Source organism: Pseudonocardia sp. CA-107938 (assembly GCF_050936315.1).
GTDB lineage: Bacteria > Actinomycetota > Actinomycetes > Mycobacteriales > Pseudonocardiaceae > Pseudonocardia.
Window position 1 is genome coordinate 5418904 of the sequence record NZ_JBNJNA010000001.1, and the last position, 15977, is coordinate 5434880.

The 15977-nt window shown below is 72.4% G+C and carries 15 protein-coding genes; 9 read left to right on the top strand and 6 right to left on the bottom strand.

Features of this window, described 5'->3' with window-relative positions:
• Positions 1-30: 30 nt before the first annotated feature.
• Entirely contained in the window at positions 31-1113 is a 1083-nt protein-coding gene (locus ACQEVB_RS26745) for an MFS transporter (RefSeq protein WP_432976648.1), read from the bottom strand.
• Between the two features lie 89 nt (positions 1114-1202).
• A complete protein-coding gene (locus tag ACQEVB_RS26750; RefSeq protein WP_432976651.1) occupies positions 1203-2090 on the bottom strand; it encodes a PAC2 family protein in 888 nt (295 codons plus the stop codon).
• A gap of 200 nt (positions 2091-2290) precedes the next feature.
• On the opposite strand from ACQEVB_RS26750, the gene metH reads away from it, so the two are divergent.
• From metH to hisG, 5 genes are all read left to right on the top strand, one after another.
• On the top strand, positions 2291-5905 hold the full coding sequence (gene metH, locus ACQEVB_RS26755; RefSeq protein WP_432976654.1) for a methionine synthase: 3615 nt from the start codon (positions 2291-2293) through the stop codon (positions 5903-5905).
• Complete coding sequence (locus tag ACQEVB_RS26760; protein WP_432976657.1) at positions 5905-6615, top strand: HAD family hydrolase; 711 nt, start codon at positions 5905-5907, stop codon at positions 6613-6615. The genes metH and ACQEVB_RS26760 overlap by 1 nt, the downstream gene beginning before the upstream one ends.
• Before the next feature lie 26 nt (positions 6616-6641).
• Positions 6642-7457, top strand: coding sequence for an SAM-dependent methyltransferase (locus ACQEVB_RS26765; protein WP_432976660.1), 816 nt, complete (start codon positions 6642-6644; stop codon positions 7455-7457).
• 240 nt (positions 7458-7697) lie between these two features.
• Positions 7698-7961 carry a phosphoribosyl-ATP diphosphatase gene (locus ACQEVB_RS26770; RefSeq protein WP_432976663.1) on the top strand — a complete coding sequence of 88 codons (264 nt, stop codon included), beginning with the start codon at positions 7698-7700 and terminating at the stop codon, positions 7959-7961.
• A 48-nt stretch (positions 7962-8009) separates the two neighbouring features.
• Positions 8010-8906: an ATP phosphoribosyltransferase gene (hisG, locus tag ACQEVB_RS26775; RefSeq protein WP_432976666.1), complete on the top strand. Its 897-nt coding sequence runs from the start codon at positions 8010-8012 to the stop codon at positions 8904-8906.
• Positions 8907-8923: 17 nt separating this feature from the next.
• On the opposite strand, the gene ACQEVB_RS26780 is transcribed toward hisG, so the two are convergent.
• Together ACQEVB_RS26780 and ACQEVB_RS26785 are read right to left on the bottom strand one after the other, a co-directional pair.
• Positions 8924-9712: a thioesterase family protein gene (locus ACQEVB_RS26780; protein ID WP_432976669.1), complete on the bottom strand. Its 789-nt coding sequence runs from the start codon at positions 9710-9712 to the stop codon at positions 8924-8926.
• Positions 9709-10593, bottom strand: coding sequence for a RecB family exonuclease (locus ACQEVB_RS26785; RefSeq protein ID WP_432976672.1), 885 nt, complete (start codon positions 10591-10593; stop codon positions 9709-9711). The genes ACQEVB_RS26780 and ACQEVB_RS26785 overlap by 4 nt, the downstream gene beginning before the upstream one ends.
• 155 nt (positions 10594-10748) lie before the next feature.
• Between ACQEVB_RS26785 and ACQEVB_RS26790 the strand changes: the two genes are divergently transcribed.
• From ACQEVB_RS26790 to ACQEVB_RS26800, 3 genes are all read left to right on the top strand, one after another.
• Positions 10749-11624, top strand: a complete 876-nt coding sequence (locus tag ACQEVB_RS26790; protein ID WP_432976675.1) for a tRNA (adenine-N1)-methyltransferase — start codon at positions 10749-10751, stop codon at positions 11622-11624.
• A gap of 171 nt (positions 11625-11795) precedes the next feature.
• Positions 11796-13598, top strand: coding sequence for a proteasome ATPase (gene arc / locus ACQEVB_RS26795; RefSeq protein WP_432976678.1), 1803 nt, complete (start codon positions 11796-11798; stop codon positions 13596-13598).
• A 70-nt stretch (positions 13599-13668) separates the two neighbouring features.
• The gene (locus tag ACQEVB_RS26800) at positions 13669-14145 is read left to right on the top strand and encodes a GNAT family N-acetyltransferase (RefSeq protein ID WP_432976681.1); all 477 of its coding nucleotides are present in this window, start codon (positions 13669-13671) and stop codon (positions 14143-14145) included.
• Positions 14146-14230: 85 nt separating this feature from the next.
• Here the strand turns inward: ACQEVB_RS26800 and ACQEVB_RS26805 are convergent, their stop codons facing one another.
• Positions 14231-14827, bottom strand: a complete 597-nt coding sequence (locus ACQEVB_RS26805) for a GNAT family N-acetyltransferase (RefSeq protein WP_432976684.1) — start codon at positions 14825-14827, stop codon at positions 14231-14233.
• A 73-nt stretch (positions 14828-14900) separates the two neighbouring features.
• Between ACQEVB_RS26805 and ACQEVB_RS26810 the strand changes: the two genes are divergently transcribed.
• Positions 14901-15293, top strand: coding sequence for a VOC family protein (locus ACQEVB_RS26810; protein WP_432976687.1), 393 nt, complete (start codon positions 14901-14903; stop codon positions 15291-15293).
• On the opposite strand, the gene ACQEVB_RS26815 is transcribed toward ACQEVB_RS26810, so the two are convergent.
• The gene (locus ACQEVB_RS26815) at positions 15233-15952 is read right to left on the bottom strand and encodes a DUF6597 domain-containing transcriptional factor (protein ID WP_432976690.1); all 720 of its coding nucleotides are present in this window, start codon (positions 15950-15952) and stop codon (positions 15233-15235) included. The two genes, ACQEVB_RS26810 and ACQEVB_RS26815, sit on opposite strands and share 61 nt — an antisense overlap.
• Positions 15953-15977: the final 25 nt, after the last annotated feature.

Consider the following 15977-nt stretch of genomic DNA (forward strand, 5'->3'; position numbering starts at 1 on the left):
AGAACGACGTTGCGGTGAATTCGAATCGATTCAGTTCGCCGTAACGTCGTTCTCGACGCGGGGGCCGGGCCGGGGGCCGCCGCGGGGCAGCGCCAGCGGGACGACCGCGGCGATGGCGGCGGCCGGGACGACGAACGCCAGCAGCGGCTCGGCGTGGTAGATCGGCGTGACGGCGACGGGGGCCAGCGAGCTGCCGCCGAACCGCACGGCCTGCACCACGGACATGGCGCCGCTCGCGTTCTCCCGGCCGGGGGCGAGCGCGAGCGCGTTCACGCCGACGAGCACGAGCTGGCTCGCCAGCCCGCCGAACGCCCAGATCGCCGCGACCGCCCACACCGCGGGGGCGAGCCCGGCTCCGAGCACGACGAGCGCTCCCAGGCCGGCCCCGATGAGCACGGTGCGGCGGGCGCCGATCCGGTCGACGGCGCCGCCGACCAGCCGCGCGGAGAGCAGCCCGGCGATGCCGAGCCCGGTCAGGACCAGCCCGCGCTGCCCGGCCGGCACGGCGAACACCTCCTCCAGGCGCAGCGCGACCAGGAACGCCAGTCCCGCCAGCAACCCCCAGCCGACTGCGGCGACCAGCCCGATGCGCAGCACGTCCGGTCGCAGCGCGGAGCCCAGCGCCGACCGCAAGGCGGTGCGCGGTGCCGGCGTGCCGGACGGGATGGCGATCGCGGCGAGCAGCGCCGCCACCACGGCCACCCCGACGAACGCCTGCCGCCAGTCGACCTCCGCGGCGAGCCCGCCCAGCAGCGGCGCGGAGGTCTGTCCGGCGGCCTGCAGCGACCCGAACCAGCCCAGCGCGCGCCCGAGCCGGCCGGGCGCGGCGAGGCCGGCCAGCGTGGTCAGCAGGAGCGGGGTGGTGAACGCGTTCGCCACGCCCTGCAGCGCGCGGGTCGCCAGGAACAGCTCGAACGTCGGCGCGACGACCGCCGCCACGGACGCCACGACGTAGAGCAGGTAGGCACCCACCACCGTGCGCCGCCGGCCCCACCGCTCGCCCAGCGTGCCCGAGACCAGCATCAACGCCGCGAACGGCAGCAGGTAGGCCGTGACCGACGCCGCCGCAGTGGCAGCGCTGACGCGAAAGGTCGCACCCAGCTCCGGCAGCATCGCGACGGTGACCCCGCCGCCGAACGGCCCGAGGAACGCGCCGGCGTAGATGCCCGCCCCGGCCAGCCGGGAGCGGAGCGGACCGGTGCTCAGCTGCCCGCGCCGCCCGTGCCGCGCCGGCGCAGGTAGCGCTCGAAGTCGGCGGCGATGGCGTCGCCGTCGGCCTCGGGCAGGACGTCGGCCTCGGCCTCGGCCTGCTCCTCGAGCTGGCGGACGTACTCGCGCACCTCGTCGTCGGCCTCGGCCATCTCCGAGACGGTGCGCTCCCACTCCTCGGCCTGCTCCGGCAGCGTGCCCAGCGGGACCTCGACGTCGAGCTGCTCCTCGAGCACCTGCAGCAGCGCGACCGCGGCCTTGGGCACCCGGGCCTGTGACACGTAGTGCGGCACCGACGCCCAGAACGACACCGCCGGCACACCCGCCTCGACGCACGCGTTCTGCAGCACCCCGACGATGCCGGTGGGGCCCTCGTAGCTCGACGGCTCCACGCGCAGCCGGCCGGCCGACGAACGGTCGAACGAGACCCCCGTGATGGCGGTGGGCCGGGTGTGCGGGATGTCGGTGAGCAGCGCCCCCAGCGTGATGACCTTCGTCACACCCAGCCGCTCGACCCAGCCGAGCAGCTCGCGGCAGAACGCCTTCCAGCGCAGGTTCGGCTCGATGCCGTTGACGAGGACGACGTGGCGACCGGTGCCCGGGATCTCGGCGACCGACAGCCGCGTGGTCTGCCACTCGATGCGCCGGGTGACCCCGCCGGAGAGCCGCACGTGCGGGCGGGTGACCTGGAAGTCGTAGTACTCCTCGGGGTCGATGCTGCCCAGCGCAGTGGCGTCCCAGGTCAGCTCCAGGTGCTCGACGGCGGTGCTCGCGGCCTCGCCGGCGTCGTTCCAGCCCTCGAAGGCGGCAACCAGCACCGGATCGACGAGACGGGGCAGCTCGCCCCCGGCTCCCGGGGTCTCCGGATCGCGGTCGGTCATCCGTCAAGCCTACGGCCGACGGGCCCGCATGCGCCGTCCGGTCGGTGCGTGTCCGGTGGCGGCGGCCCCGCGCGAAGGTCGCTACCATCGACGGCGCGGTCGAGAGGCGCTGCAACGGGTGCTCCGGTCACCCGCCACGCTCGATCGTGGTTCCACCCAGAACAAGGGCGCCTCCCACGACGACCGCGGGAGGCTCTGGCATGGGGGATGCAGGCAAGGATCTTCGCGAGCTGCTCGGACGGCGGATCGCGGTGCTTGACGGTGCCTGGGGCACCATGCTCCAGGGCGCCGGCCTCTCGCCGGCCGACTACCGCAACGCGGCTCTCGCGGACCACCCGCACGACGTCGCCGGCGACCCGGACCTGCTCAACATCACCCGCCCGGACCTGATCCTGGACGTGCACCGGCAGTACCTGAACGCCGGCGCCGACATCACCACGACCAACACGTTCACCGCGACGGGCATCGCGCAGGCCGACTACGGCCTGCAGCACCTCGTGGGCGACATGAACGTCCGCGCCGCCCAGCTGGCCCGCCAGGCCGCCGACGAGGTCGCCGCGCAGACCGGCGTCCAGCGGTTCGTCGCCGGTTCGGTCGGGCCGCTCAACGTCACGCTGTCGCTGTCGCCGAAGGTCGACGACCCGGCGTTCCGGCGGGTCACCTTCGACCAGGTCCGCGACACCTACGCCGAGCAGATCGCCGCGCTCGCGGAGGGCGGGGTCGACCTGCTGCTGTGCGAGACGATCTTCGACACGCTCAACGTCAAGGCGGCGGTGTCGGCGGCCCGCGAGGTGGCGCCGCACCTGCCGCTGTGGATCTCGGTGACGATCGTCGACCTGTCGGGGCGCACCCTGTCCGGGCAGACGGTCGAGGCGTTCTGGAACGCGGTCGAGCACGCCGACCCGCTGGTCGTGGGCGTCAACTGCTCGCTGGGCGCTGTTGAGATGCGTCCGCACGTCGCCGACCTCGCGCGGTTTGCCAGCACGTTCACCGCGAGCCACCCCAACGCCGGGCTGCCCAACGCCTTCGGCGGCTACGACGAGACCCCCGAGCAGACGGCGGCCCTGCTGCAGGAGTTCGCGGGTGACGGGCTGGTCAACATCGTCGGCGGCTGCTGCGGCACCACCCCCGCGCACATCGCGAAGATCGCCGAGGCCGTGCAGGGCATGGCGCCGCGCGCGGTGCCCCAGGAGCCCCGCGTTACCCGCTTCTCCGGGCTGGAGCCCTTCGCGATCGGCCCCGACACCGGCTTCGTCATGATCGGCGAGCGGACCAACGTCACCGGCTCGAAGCGGTTCCGCACGCTGATCGAGTCCGGCGACTTCCAGGCGGCGGCCGACGTCGCGCTAGAGCAGGTGCGCGGCGGCGCCAACATGCTCGACGTCAACATGGACGCCGACCTGCTCGACAGCGAGCGGGCGATGACCACGTTCCTCAACCTGATCGCGACCGAGCCCGAGATCGCCCGGATCCCGATCATGGTCGACAGCTCCAAGTGGAGCGTGCTCGAGGCCGGCCTGAAGTGCGTCCAGGGCAAGGGCGTGGTCAACTCCATCAGCCTCAAGGAGGGCGAGGAGGTCTTCCTGGAGCACGCCAGGAGGATCCGCGACTTCGGCGCGGGTGCGGTCGTCATGGCGTTCGACGAGACCGGGCAGGCCGACACCACCGACCGCAAGGTGGAGATCTGCGGCCGCGCCTACGACCTGCTCACCGGCATCGGGTTCCCCGCAGAGGACATCATCTTCGACCCGAACGTGCTCGCGATCGCCACCGGCATCGAGGAGCACAACGGCTACGGCAAGGCGTTCCTCGACGCGCTGCCGCGGATCAAGGAACGCTGCCCCGGCGTCCGGATCAGCGGCGGCATCTCGAACCTGTCGTTCTCCTTCCGCGGCAACGACGTCGTCCGCGAGGCCATCCACTCGGCGTTCCTGTTCCACGCCATCCCGCTCGGGCTCGACATGGGCATCGTCAACGCCGGCCAGCTCGCGGTGTACGAGGACATCCCGAAGGACCTGCTGGAGCTGGTCGAGGACGTCCTGTTCGACCGCCGCCCCGACGCCACCGACCGGCTCGTCACGCACGCCGGCACCGTCGCGGGCAAGGCGACCGAGCGCGTCGTCGACCTGACGTGGCGCGAGGGCAGCGTGGGGGAGCGGCTCTCGCACGCACTCGTGCACGGCATCGTCGACTTCATCGAGGACGACACCGAGGAGGCCCGCCAGCAGGCCGAGCGGCCCCTGGAGGTCATCGAGGGTCCGCTGATGGACGGCATGAAGGTCGTCGGCGACCTGTTCGGCTCCGGCCGGATGTTCCTGCCGCAGGTGGTGAAGAGCGCGCGCGTGATGAAGCGCGCGGTGGCCTACCTGGAGCCGTTCATGGAGGCGGAGAAGCAGGCCGGCATCGCGGCCGGTGACACCCCGCGCGGCAACGGCAAGGTCGTGCTGGCCACCGTCAAGGGCGACGTGCACGACATCGGCAAGAACATCGTCGGCGTGGTGCTGGGCTGCAACAACTACGAGGTCATCGACCTGGGCGTGATGGTGCCGGCCGGCAAGATCCTCGACACCGCCATCGCCGAGGGCGCCGACGTCGTCGGGCTGTCCGGGCTGATCACCCCGTCGCTGGACGAGATGGTGTCCGTCGCGGCGGAGATGCAGCGCCGCGGCATGGAGCTGCCCCTGCTCATCGGCGGTGCCACCACCTCCCGCCAGCACACGGCGGTGCGGATCGCGCCGGCCTACGACAGGACCACCGTCCACGTCCTCGACGCCTCCCGCGTCACCGGCGTGGTGTCGGCGCTGCTCGACCGCGACCGCGCCGGCACGCTGGACGAGGACAACCGCAAGGAGCAGCAGCGGCTGCGCGAGGAGCACGAGAAGCGCCACGCCGCCCCGATGCTGACGATCGAGCAGGCCCGCGCCAACGCCGAGCGGGTCCCGTTCGACGAGCTGCCGGTCCCGCCGTTCACGGGCGTGCAGGACGTCGAGCCGTCGATCAGCGAGCTGCGCGAGATGATCGACTGGACGTTCTTCTTCCTGGCCTGGGAGCTGAAGGGCAAGTACCCGAAGATCCTCGACAACCCCGTCGCCCAGGAGCTGTTCGACGACGCGCAGCAGATGCTGGACGAGATCGTCGCCGCCGGTTCGCTGCGGGCCCGCGGGGTCTACGGGTTCTGGCCTGCGCACAGCGAGGGCGACGACATCGTCGTCGAGGACCTGCGGTTCCCGATGCTGCGCCAGCAGACCGCGAAGCCCGACGGGCGGCCCAACCGCTGCCTCGCCGACTACGTCGCCCCGGACGGCGACCACCTCGGCGGGTTCGCCGTGTCGATCCAGGGCGCCGAGGAGCTGGCCGCCCGGTACGAGGCCGAGCACGACGACTACCGGTCGATCATGGTGAAGGCGCTCGCCGACCGGCTCGCCGAGGCGTTCGCCGAGTGGGTGCACCTGCGGGCCCGTCGCGAGTGGTTCGAGCCCGACGCCCGGCCGGAGCTCGCCGACCTGCACGCGGAGCGCTTCCGCGGCATCCGGCCCGCGTTCGGCTACCCGGCGAGCCCGGAGCACACCGAGAAGCGCGAGCTGTTCGAGCTGCTCGGCGCGGAGAAGGTGGGCGTAGGGCTGACGGAGTCGTTCGCCATGACCCCGGCCGCCGCGGTGAGCGGGCTGATCTTCGCCCACCCCGACTCCCGCTACTTCACCGTCGGGCGGATCGGTCGCGACCAGGTCGAGGACTACGCCCGCCGTCGCGGCACGTCGCTCGCCGAGATGGAGCGCTGGCTGCGACCCAACCTCGCCTACGAACCGGAGGCCTGATGCACGCGGCGCTCGACTCAGGGCCCGATCCAGGGCTCCCTGCGGCCGTCCTGTGGGACATGGACGGCACGCTCGTCGACTCGGAGAAGGTCTGGACGATCTCGTTGCACGACACAGCGCACCGGCTCGGCGGCGAGCTGTCGGCCGCAGCGCGCGAGGCGATGATCGGCTCCAACATGGCCCGCACGATGGACCTGCTCTACGCCGACCTGGGGCTCGACCCGGATCCCGCGCGGCAGGCGGAGACCGCCGGCTACCTGAGCGCGCGCACCGGTGAGCTGTTCGCGCAGGGCCTGGTCTGGCGACCCGGCGCGCGCGAGGCGCTCGAGGCCGTGCGGGCAGCCGGGTGGCCGATGGCGCTGGTGACCAACACCGAGCGCGTGCTCACCGAGTCGGCCCTCGACGTGATCGGGCGCGAGTTCTTCGACGCGACGGTCTGCGGCGACGAGGTGGCCCACGGCAAGCCGGAGCCGGACCCGTACGTCCGCGGCGCGGAACTGCTCGGGGTGTCGCCCGCGGACTGCCTGGCCGTCGAGGACTCGCCGACGGGCACGCTCGCCGCCGAGCGGGCCGGCGCGGCGGTGCTGGTGGTCCCCTGCGACACGACGGTCGACCCCGGGCCCGGCCGGGTGCTGCGGGAGACGCTCGCGGGTCTCACACCCGCGGACGTCCGGGCCGCGTTCGACATGGTCACCGCGGCTGTGCGCTGAGCCACTGCACCCCTACGATCACCCGCGTGGAGTACGACGAGCCCGACCTGGCGACGGAGCGGGCGCACAGTGCACGCGTCTACGACTACATGTTGGGTGGCAAGGACAACTACGCGGCCGATCGGGCGGCGGCCGAGGCGATCCTGCGGTTGTGGCCGGCGGTGCGGATCGCCGCCGTCGCCAACCGGTCGTTCATGCACCGGGCCGTCCGCTTCGTGGCCGAGCAGGGCGTCACGCAGTTCCTCGACATCGGCACCGGCATCCCGACCGAGCCGAACCTCCACCAGGTCGTGCAGTCGGTGAACCCGACCTGCCGCGTCGTGTACGTCGACAAGGACCCGCTCGTCCTCGCGCACGCGGCCGCGTTCATGCGGAGCGACCCCCGCGGCCGCACCGCCTACGTCCAGGCCGACCTGCGCGAACCGGCGGCGATCCTGAGCTCGCCCGATCTGCGCGACGTGCTGGACACGGATCGGCCGATCGGCCTGTCGATGATCGCGCTGCTGCACTTCGTCACCGACGACGACGAAGCCAGGGCGATCATCGCGAGCCTGACGGGTGCGCTGGCCCCCGGCAGTTTCCTGGTGCTCACCCACGGCACCGACGAGTTCGATCGGGAGCGCATGCAGGCACTCGCCGAGGTGTTCTCGGGCACGGGCTTCGACTACCGCTTCCGCGGCCTCGCGGACCTCACCGCCATGGTGGACGGCCTGGACGTCGTCGAGCCGGGCATCGTGCCGCTCCACACCTGGCGCCCCGACGGCCCGCGGGGCGAGGCCGCGGCCCGCGCCCTCGACCGGCGCGACGTCGCCGGCTACGGAGTGGTGGCCCGGAAGTCGTGAGTGGCCTGGTCGCACGGCGTGTCGTTGCCCACACCGATCCGTGCGGAGCCCGTCGGGACGTGCGACCGTTGGTCGGACGGCACGACCACTCCACGCGCGGGGTGAACGGCAGAAAGTCCTGGTCGCGCGAGCTCTGGTGCCACCCGGCGCACACCGGTGACCGGGTGCAGCACGAGCGGTGTGCCGTTTGGCCGTCCGGCACACCGCAGATGACACTGAGCCGGTGAGGAGGAACGCACAGTGAAGACGTTCGACGAGCTGTTCGCGGAGCTCACCGAGAAGGCGGCGCAGCGCCCGGCCGGCTCGGCCACCGTCGCAGCGCTCGACGCCGGCCTGCACGCACAGGGCAAGAAGGTGCTCGAGGAGGCCGGAGAGGTCTGGATCGCCGCCGAGCACGAGGACGACGCCGCGCTGGCCGAGGAGATCTCGCAGTTGCTGTACCGACTGCAGGTGCTCATGCTCGGCAGGGGCATCCGGCTCGAAGACGTGTACAAGTTCCTATAGGCCCGCTGACCGCACGTAATGCCAGGCACGACCGAGGAGAGAGCTCCGATGCTCCGCATCGCACTACCGAACAAGGGCACACTGGCCGAGCCGGCCGCGACAATGATGCGTGAGGCGGGCTACCGGCAGCGTTCGGACTCCCGCGATCTGAGCATGCTCGACGAGGAGAACGAGATCGAGTTCTTCTACCTGCGGCCGAAGGACATCGCCACCTACGTCGGATCCGGCGACCTGAACCTGGGCATCACGGGCGCCGACCTCATGGAGGAGTCCGGCAGCCAGGTGCGGCGGGTCATCGAGCTCGGCTTCGGGCAGTCGAAGTTCCGCTTCGCGGCCCCGCCGGACGCCAACAGCGGCCGGCCGTGGACGCTGCCCGAGCTCGAAGGGCGCAAGATCGCCACGTCCTACCCGCGGCTGGTGCGCGCGCACCTCGCGCGCAACCGGGTCCGGGCCGACATCATCAAGCTCGACGGCGCCGTCGAGATCTCGGTGCAGCTCGGGCTGGCCGACGCGGTCGCCGACGTCGTCTCCTCCGGGCGCACGCTCCGCCAGCACAACCTCGTCCCGTTCGGCGACCCGATCGCGGAGTCCGAGGCCACCCTGATCGAGCGCGAGCCGCGACCCGACCGGGAGGAGCTCCCCGCGGTCACGGCGGCGAAGCGGGTGTTCACCGCGCGCCTGCAGGGGGTCGTCTACGCCCGCCAGTACCTGATGGTCGACTACGACTGCCCGAAGGACGTGCTCGAGGACGCCAAGCGCATCACCCCCGGCATGCAGGCGCCCACGGTGGCGCCGCTGTCGGACGACGGCTGGTTCGGCGTGCGGTCCATGGTGCCCAAGCGCGTGGCCAACAAGGTGATGGACGACCTGGCCCGGCTCGGTGCACGCGCGATCCTGACCACGGAGATCCGCTCCTGCCGCGCGGTCGACGGCAGCGTCTTCTGAGCTGAGGCCCAGAGCGGTCAGCGCGGGCGCACCACCAGCGCCTGCGCGCCGTGGCCGACGGCCCCGGTCGTGTCGAACAGGGTGCTGACGGCGGTGCCCGCGCCGCTCGGCCCGATGTGGCTGCGGGCCTCGAGCCCCACCCACTCGCCGGTGTGCTCGCGGTGCAGGTGGATGCTCAGGTCGACGTTGGAGTAGAGCCACTCGCGCAGGTCGACCCGGCCGGAGATGCCGTTGCCGCAGTCGGCGACCGCGGCGACGCGCTGGGCGGCCGACGGCTCCTCGCCGTCCAGCAGCGGCAGCCGCTGCCGCGCCCACACCGCGCCGTCGCCCTGCTCGGCCCAGCCGCCCTTGACCCATCGCCACTCGACCGACTCCAGGAAGCCGGAGCGCCAGTGCGGCTCGAACTCGGCCTGCGCGGCGATCCCCTCGGGACCGGGCAGGAGCTGGACAGGCGGACCGGCGATCGGCGCCGACTCGGCGCGCACGGTGCGCCAGGCCCGCGCGCGCAGCACCGGCCGCCCGCCGGCGACCAGCTCGGCCGCGATCAGCTCCACGCCGCGTCCGCCGCGCTCGACCATGGCCCGCGCGGTGACCTCGCCGAGCGGCACCGGCCCCAGCACGTCGACGGCGAACCTGCTCAGCTGCAGCTCCGGGCGCGGCGCGCACCGCTCCACGGCGCGCATCACCAGCGCCGAGGGCGGCCCGGCGTGCTGGGCATCGGGCGACCACGGGCCGGTGGTGGCCGCGGTCGCGACGAACCGCTCGCCCTCCAGGCCGTCCAGGGGCAGGTAGTACGCGCCGGTCATGACGCCAGGATGACGGGCTCGTCGGCATCGGATGCGACCGGCCACCCCGGGTACGGCGGCGGGGTGCCGCCCCAGGCCGGGCACAGGGCTCGATGGTCGCAGAAGTCGCACATCCGGCTGCGGTTGGGCCGGAAGTCGCCGGTGCGGCCGGCCTCCCGGATCGCGGTCCACAGTGCGTCGAGGATGCGGGAGAAGCGGCGCAGCTCCGGTTCGTCGGGCCGGTAGGTGAGCGTCTCGCCGTCGGTCAGGTAGTACAGGCGCAGCTCGTCGGGCACGACACCGCGCTCCTGCAGCAGCGCCAGCGCGTAGAACTTCAGCTGGAACAGGGCCTTCAGCTCGCTGATCTGGCGAGGCGCGGTGCCGGTCTTGTAGTCGATCACGCGCAACCCGGCCGGTGCCTCGTCCAGCCGGTCGACGTAGCCGCGCAGCACCACGCCGGACTCCAGCTCCGTCTCCAGCAGCAGCTCCCTGGCCACCGGCTCGACCGACCGCGGATCCTCCAGCCGGAAGTACGTGTCGAGCAGCGGCGCGATCGAGGCGAGCCACTCGGCCAGCTCCGGGTCGTCGGAGCCGGTGAACAGCTCCCCGACCAGCTCGGGCAGCGTCTCGGTGAGCTCCCGCCACACCGGCTCCACCAGCGCGGCCGCGGCCGTGGGGGAGCGCTGCGGCGCCGGCAGGTCGAACAGGCGCTCCAGCACGGTGTGCACGAGGGTGCCGCGCACCTGCGCGCGGCCGGGACGCTCGGGCAGCTTGTCGATCGCGCGGAACCGGTAGAGCAGCGGGCACAGCTTGAAGTCGCCCGCGCGCGACGGCGAGAGGGCCGGCCGACGCGGCGGCTCCGCGTCGGGCGCGCTCGGCAGCAGGGGATCGCCGTCGGTCATGCGTCCAGGTTATGCCGCTGCCCCGACAAGATCGCGGCGCAGGATCTCGGCGCCGGATCTCCGCGCCCGATCTCCGCGCCCGATCTCGGCGCCCGATCTCCGCACCCGCACGGACCGGCCGCGAGCGCCGGCGGCACCGGCACTAGCGTGACCGCGTGCCCGACGCCGTTTCCGCAGTACCCCGATCCGTGTCCGCGCGCGCCCGCGGCGGCCCGTTCCGAGCCGGCGACCGGGTGCAGCTGACCGACCCCAAGGGCCGCCACTACACGGTCACGCTGGAGGCCGGCGCCGAGTACCACACGCACCGCGGCGGGCTGCGTCACGACGACCTCATCGGGCAGCCGGAAGGGAGCCTCGTGCACTCCCCGAGCGGCACCCCGTACCTCGCGCTGCGTCCGCGGCTGGCCGACTACGTGCTGTCGATGCCGCGCGGCGCCCAGGTGATCTACCCGAAGGACGCCGCCCAGATCCTGATGTGGGGCGACGTGTTCCCCGGCGCGCGGGTGCTGGAGGCCGGAGCCGGCTCGGGCGCGCTCACGTGCTCGCTGCTGCAGGCGGTCGGGCCGGAGGGGAGCGTGCTGTCCTACGAGATCCGTGACGACCACGCGCAACACGCCCGGCGCAACGTCGAGATTTTCTACGGCGAGGCACCACCCAACTGGACCTTGCGGGTCGCTGATCTTCATACTCACGACGGAGCGAGTGAACCGGTCGATCGGGTCGTTCTGGACATGCTTGCGCCGTGGGAGCACCTGTCGACCGTGGCCGGCGCGCTCATCCCGGGGGGCGTGCTGGTGGGCTACGTCGCGACCACCACGCAGCTCTCCCGGCTCGTCGAGGACCTGCGCGAGCAGCAGTGCTGGACCGAGCCGCAGGCATGGGAGTGCCTGGTCAGGCCGTGGCACGTGGTCGGGCTCGCCGTGCGTCCCGACCACCGGATGCAGGGTCACACGGCGTTCCTCGTGACGGCGCGGAGGCTCGCCGACGGTGTCGTCCCGCCCCGTCAGCAGCGCCGTCCGACGAGCCGCTGAGCCGTCCGCGCGAGGGAGCTGGTCCGGCCGCCGCGCGGCCCGTCACGCACCAAACACATCGGCTCCGAGTCAAGCTGCCGAGCGGTTGAGTGGTGGATCACCGGTTCGCCGCACGGAGGAACTCCCCGTTCGCAGGTACCGTATGGAAACGGAACACGGAGGGAGGATGCCGTGAACCCCTACGACGGTCCCGGCAGCGGCAACCCAGGTGAGCTCTCGCCCGCGGAGGCCGCGGCTCAGATCCGCTTCCTCGAGGAAGAAGTCGCGCTGCTGCGGCGCAAGCTCGCCGAGTCGCCGCGACACGTGCGCGTGCTGGAGCAGCGCCTCGCGGAGTCCGCGAGCCGGCTCGCGCAGCTGTCGGCCCGCAACGAGAAGCTCACCGAGACGCTGAAGGAGGCCCGCGGGCAGCTCGTCGCCCTCCGCGAGGAGGTCGATCGGCTGGCCCAGCCGCCGAGCGGCTACGGGGTCTTCCTGACCCGGTTCGAGGACGAGACGGTCGACGTCTTCACCTCGGGCCGGCGCATGCGCGTCGCCGTCTCGCCCGCGGTCGACGCCAGCACGCTGCAGAGCGGCCAGACCGTGCGGCTCAACGAGGCGCTCACCGTCGTCGAGGCGGGCGACTTCGAACGCGTCGGCGAGGTGTGCGCGCTGCGGGAGGTGCTCTCCGAGCCGACGGCGGACGGGCTGGCCGGTCGCGCGCTGGTCGTGGGCCACGCCGACGAGGAGCGCGTGGTGTGGCTCGCCGCGCCGCTGTTCGACACGGACGTCCCCGACTTCGTGCCGCTCAAGCCGGGCGACTCCCTGCTGATCGACTCCAAGGCCGGCTACGCCTACGAGCGGGTGCCGAAGGCGGAGGTCGAGGACCTCGTGCTGGAGGAGGTGCCCGACGTCGACTACTCCGACATCGGCGGCCTGTTCCGGCAGATCGAGCAGATCCGCGACGCCGTCGAGCTGCCGTTCCTGCACGCCGAGCTGTTCAAGGAGTACGAGCTGCGCCCGCCGAAGGGCGTGCTGCTCTACGGCCCGCCCGGCTGCGGCAAGACGCTCATCGCGAAGGCGGTGGCGAACTCGCTGGCCAAGAAGGTGGCCGCCGTTCGCGGCGACGACCCGAACGAGGGCCGCGCGTTCTTCCTCAACATCAAGGGCCCGGAGCTGCTCAACAAGTTCGTCGGCGAGACCGAGCGGCACATCCGGCTGATCTTCCAGCGGGCCCGGGAGAAGGCGTCCGCCGGCACCCCGGTGATCGTGTTCTTCGACGAGATGGACTCGATCTTCCGCACCCGCGGATCGGGCGTCTCCTCCGACGTCGAGACGACGATCGTGCCCCAGCTCCTCGCCGAGATCGACGGCGTCGAGGGCCTGGAGAACGTCATCGTGATCGGCGCGTCCAACCGCGAGGACATGATCGACCCCGCGATCCTGCGGCCGGGCCGGCTCGACGTGAAGATCAAGATCGAGCGGCCGGACGCCGAGGCGGCGCAGGACATCTTCTCGAAGTACATCACCGACACCCTGCCGATCCACGACGACGACCTGGCCGAGTTCGGCGGCAACCGCAAGGCCTGCATCGACGCCATGATCCAGCGCATCGTCGAGCGGATGTACGACGAGACGGAGGAGAACCGCTTCCTCGAGGTCACCTACGCCAACGGCGACAAGGAGACGCTCTACTTCAAGGACTTCAACTCGGGCGCGATGATCCAGAACATCGTCGACCGCTCGAAGAAGTCCGCGATCAAGTCGGTGCTGGAGACGGGCCAGCCGGGCCTGCGGGTGCAGCACCTGCTCTCCGCGATCGTCGACGAGTTCGCCGAGAACGAGGACCTGCCCAACACCACCAACCCCGACGACTGGGCGCGCATCTCCGGCAAGAAGGGCGAGCGGATCGTCTACATCCGCACGCTCGTCACCGGCAAGAACGCCGAGACCGGCCGGGCGATCGACACCGCGTCCAACACCGGCCAGTACCTGTAAGCAGCACGGTCCTCGACGGCGCGTCCGGTGCAGACCGCACCGGGCGCGCCGTCGTGTGCAAGGGGGACAGATGGAGATCGTGGTCGACGACCTGCGCGGACCGGACGTCGCGGCGTTCCTGCAGGCGCACCTCGACCAGATGCACGAGCTGAGCCCGCCGGAGAGCGTGCACGCCCTGGACCTGGCCGCCCTGCGCGCGCCGGAGGTCACGTTCTGGTCCGTCCGGGACGCGGGTGTGCTCGTCGGCTGCGGGGCGCTGAAGGACCTCGGCGAAGGGCACGGCGAGGTGAAGTCGATGCGCACCGACCCCACCCGCCGCGGCCAGGGCATCGCCGGCCGCCTGCTCGCCCACATCCTGGCCGAGGCCCGGGCTCGCAGGTACGTCCGGCTCTCGCTGGAGACGGGATCGGACGAGTTCTTCGCCCCGGCCCGCCGCCTTTACGAGCGGCACGGCTTCGTCCCCTGCGCCCCGTTCGCCGACTACGTCGACGACCCGCTGAGCGCCTACTTCACCCTGGACCTGACCCGGGAACCGGCGCCCGCCTGACCGCACGTCACACACCGTCGGGCCCGTTCACACACGGTCGAACGTGTGTGAACGGGCCCGACGGGGGGTGCGGTCGTGGGTGGGCTCAGGCGACCGCCGCGCCTGCGGTGCGTGCGCGCAGGCGCTCCCGCACCGCGGGCCACTCGTCGCGCAGGATCGAGAACACCACCGTGTCGCGGAAGGTGCCGTCCTCGCGGCGCATGTGCCGGCGCAGCACCCCCTCGCGGGTCGCGCCGAGCTTCGCGATCGCGGCGCAGGAGCGCGTGTTGAGCGCGTCGGTCTGGATCTTGACGCGGCCGAACCCGCAGTCGTCGAACGCATGCCCCAGCAGCAGGAGCTTGGTCTCCGGGTTGACCTCGGTGCCCCAGTGGTCGGGGTGGTAGAGCGTGGAGCCGATGTGGGTGCGCTCGTTGACCAGGTCGACGTCCATCAGTGACGAGGTGCCGACGACGACGCCGTCGACGCGCACGGCGTAGGGGATCTTGCCCGGCCGGAGACGAGCTGAGATCAGCTCACGCATCCCGGCGATGTCGGCGGGCGGGGCGTGCATCACGAACCCGTGCGCGTAGACGCGCGGATCGGCGAAGCAGGGCAGCAGCTCCGCGGCGTCGTCGAGGGTCAGCGGGTCGAGGCGGACGGTCGAGCCGACCAGAGGCCGGCCGTCGGGCGGCAGTACGGGCATGTGGCCGACGCTAGAGGCGCGGCTGTCCGATCTGTTCATGACCCGGAATGCACCGAGCTCCTAGCCTCGCCGCATGACGAACGGACGCTTCGACCACATCGGCATCATCGTCTCCGACATGGCCAAGTCCCTGGCCTTCTACCGGTTGCTCGGCCTGGACGTGCCGCCGGAGGCGGACCAGGAGGGGCACGTCGAGGTGCGCCTGCCCGGCGGCCTGCGCCTCGGGTTCGACACCGAGGCGGTGATCCGGTCGTTCCACGACGGGCCGATCCCGGCGGGTCCGGGCCGGGTGAACCTCGGCTTCGTCTGCCCGGACGCGGCGGCGGTCGACGATCTGCACGCACGGGTCGTGGCAGCGGGCTACCGCAGCGAGATCGCGCCGTTTGACGCCCCGTGGGGCCAGCGCTACGCGACGGTGGTGGACCCGGACGGGACGGGCGTGGACCTGTTCACCCCGCTGAGCTGAGCGGGCGTCGCGCCGGCCAGCTCCCGCACCTCGCGGGAGAGGTGCGGCTGGTCGGCGTAGCCCGCCACGGCGGCGACGTCGGCCGGGGCGCGACCGGCCTGCAGCAGGGCCAGCGCGCGGCGGAATCTCAGCACGCGCCGGAGCGTCGCCGGCCCGTAGCCGAAGGCCGTGAGGCAGTGTCGGTGCAGGGTGCGGGTGGTCCAGCCCAGTGCGTCGGCCAGGTCGCTCGCCGGACGTCCGGCGGCGGCCCCGCGCAGCACGCTCCGTCGCCACGGCTCGGCCGGGGTGCCCGGGAGCTGCGCGGCGAGCTCGACGAGCGCGGCGAGCGGGTCGGCGCCGGATTCGATGCGCGCGAGGGCGGCACGTGCCGGAGCGGGCTGCAGCTCGGCGAGCGGCACCCGGCGGTCGCGCAGCGCGGACCCTGGCACGCCCAACAACGCCGGAAGGGCGCCCGGCCGGAACCGCACTCCGGCCGCAGCGCCCGTCCGCCGGCGATCGTCCGGGGCGGTGTCGGGGCCCGCCACCAGGAGCCGATCGTTGCTCCACACGAGGTCCATGCAGCCGTCGGGGAGCACGGCGCCGGCCGGCGAGTCGAGCGTCCAGACGGCCTCGACGGCCTCGCTCAACGCCGCCGGTGGGCGCCGTTCCCGATAGGGCACGGACCCACGATAGGCCCGTCGGGGA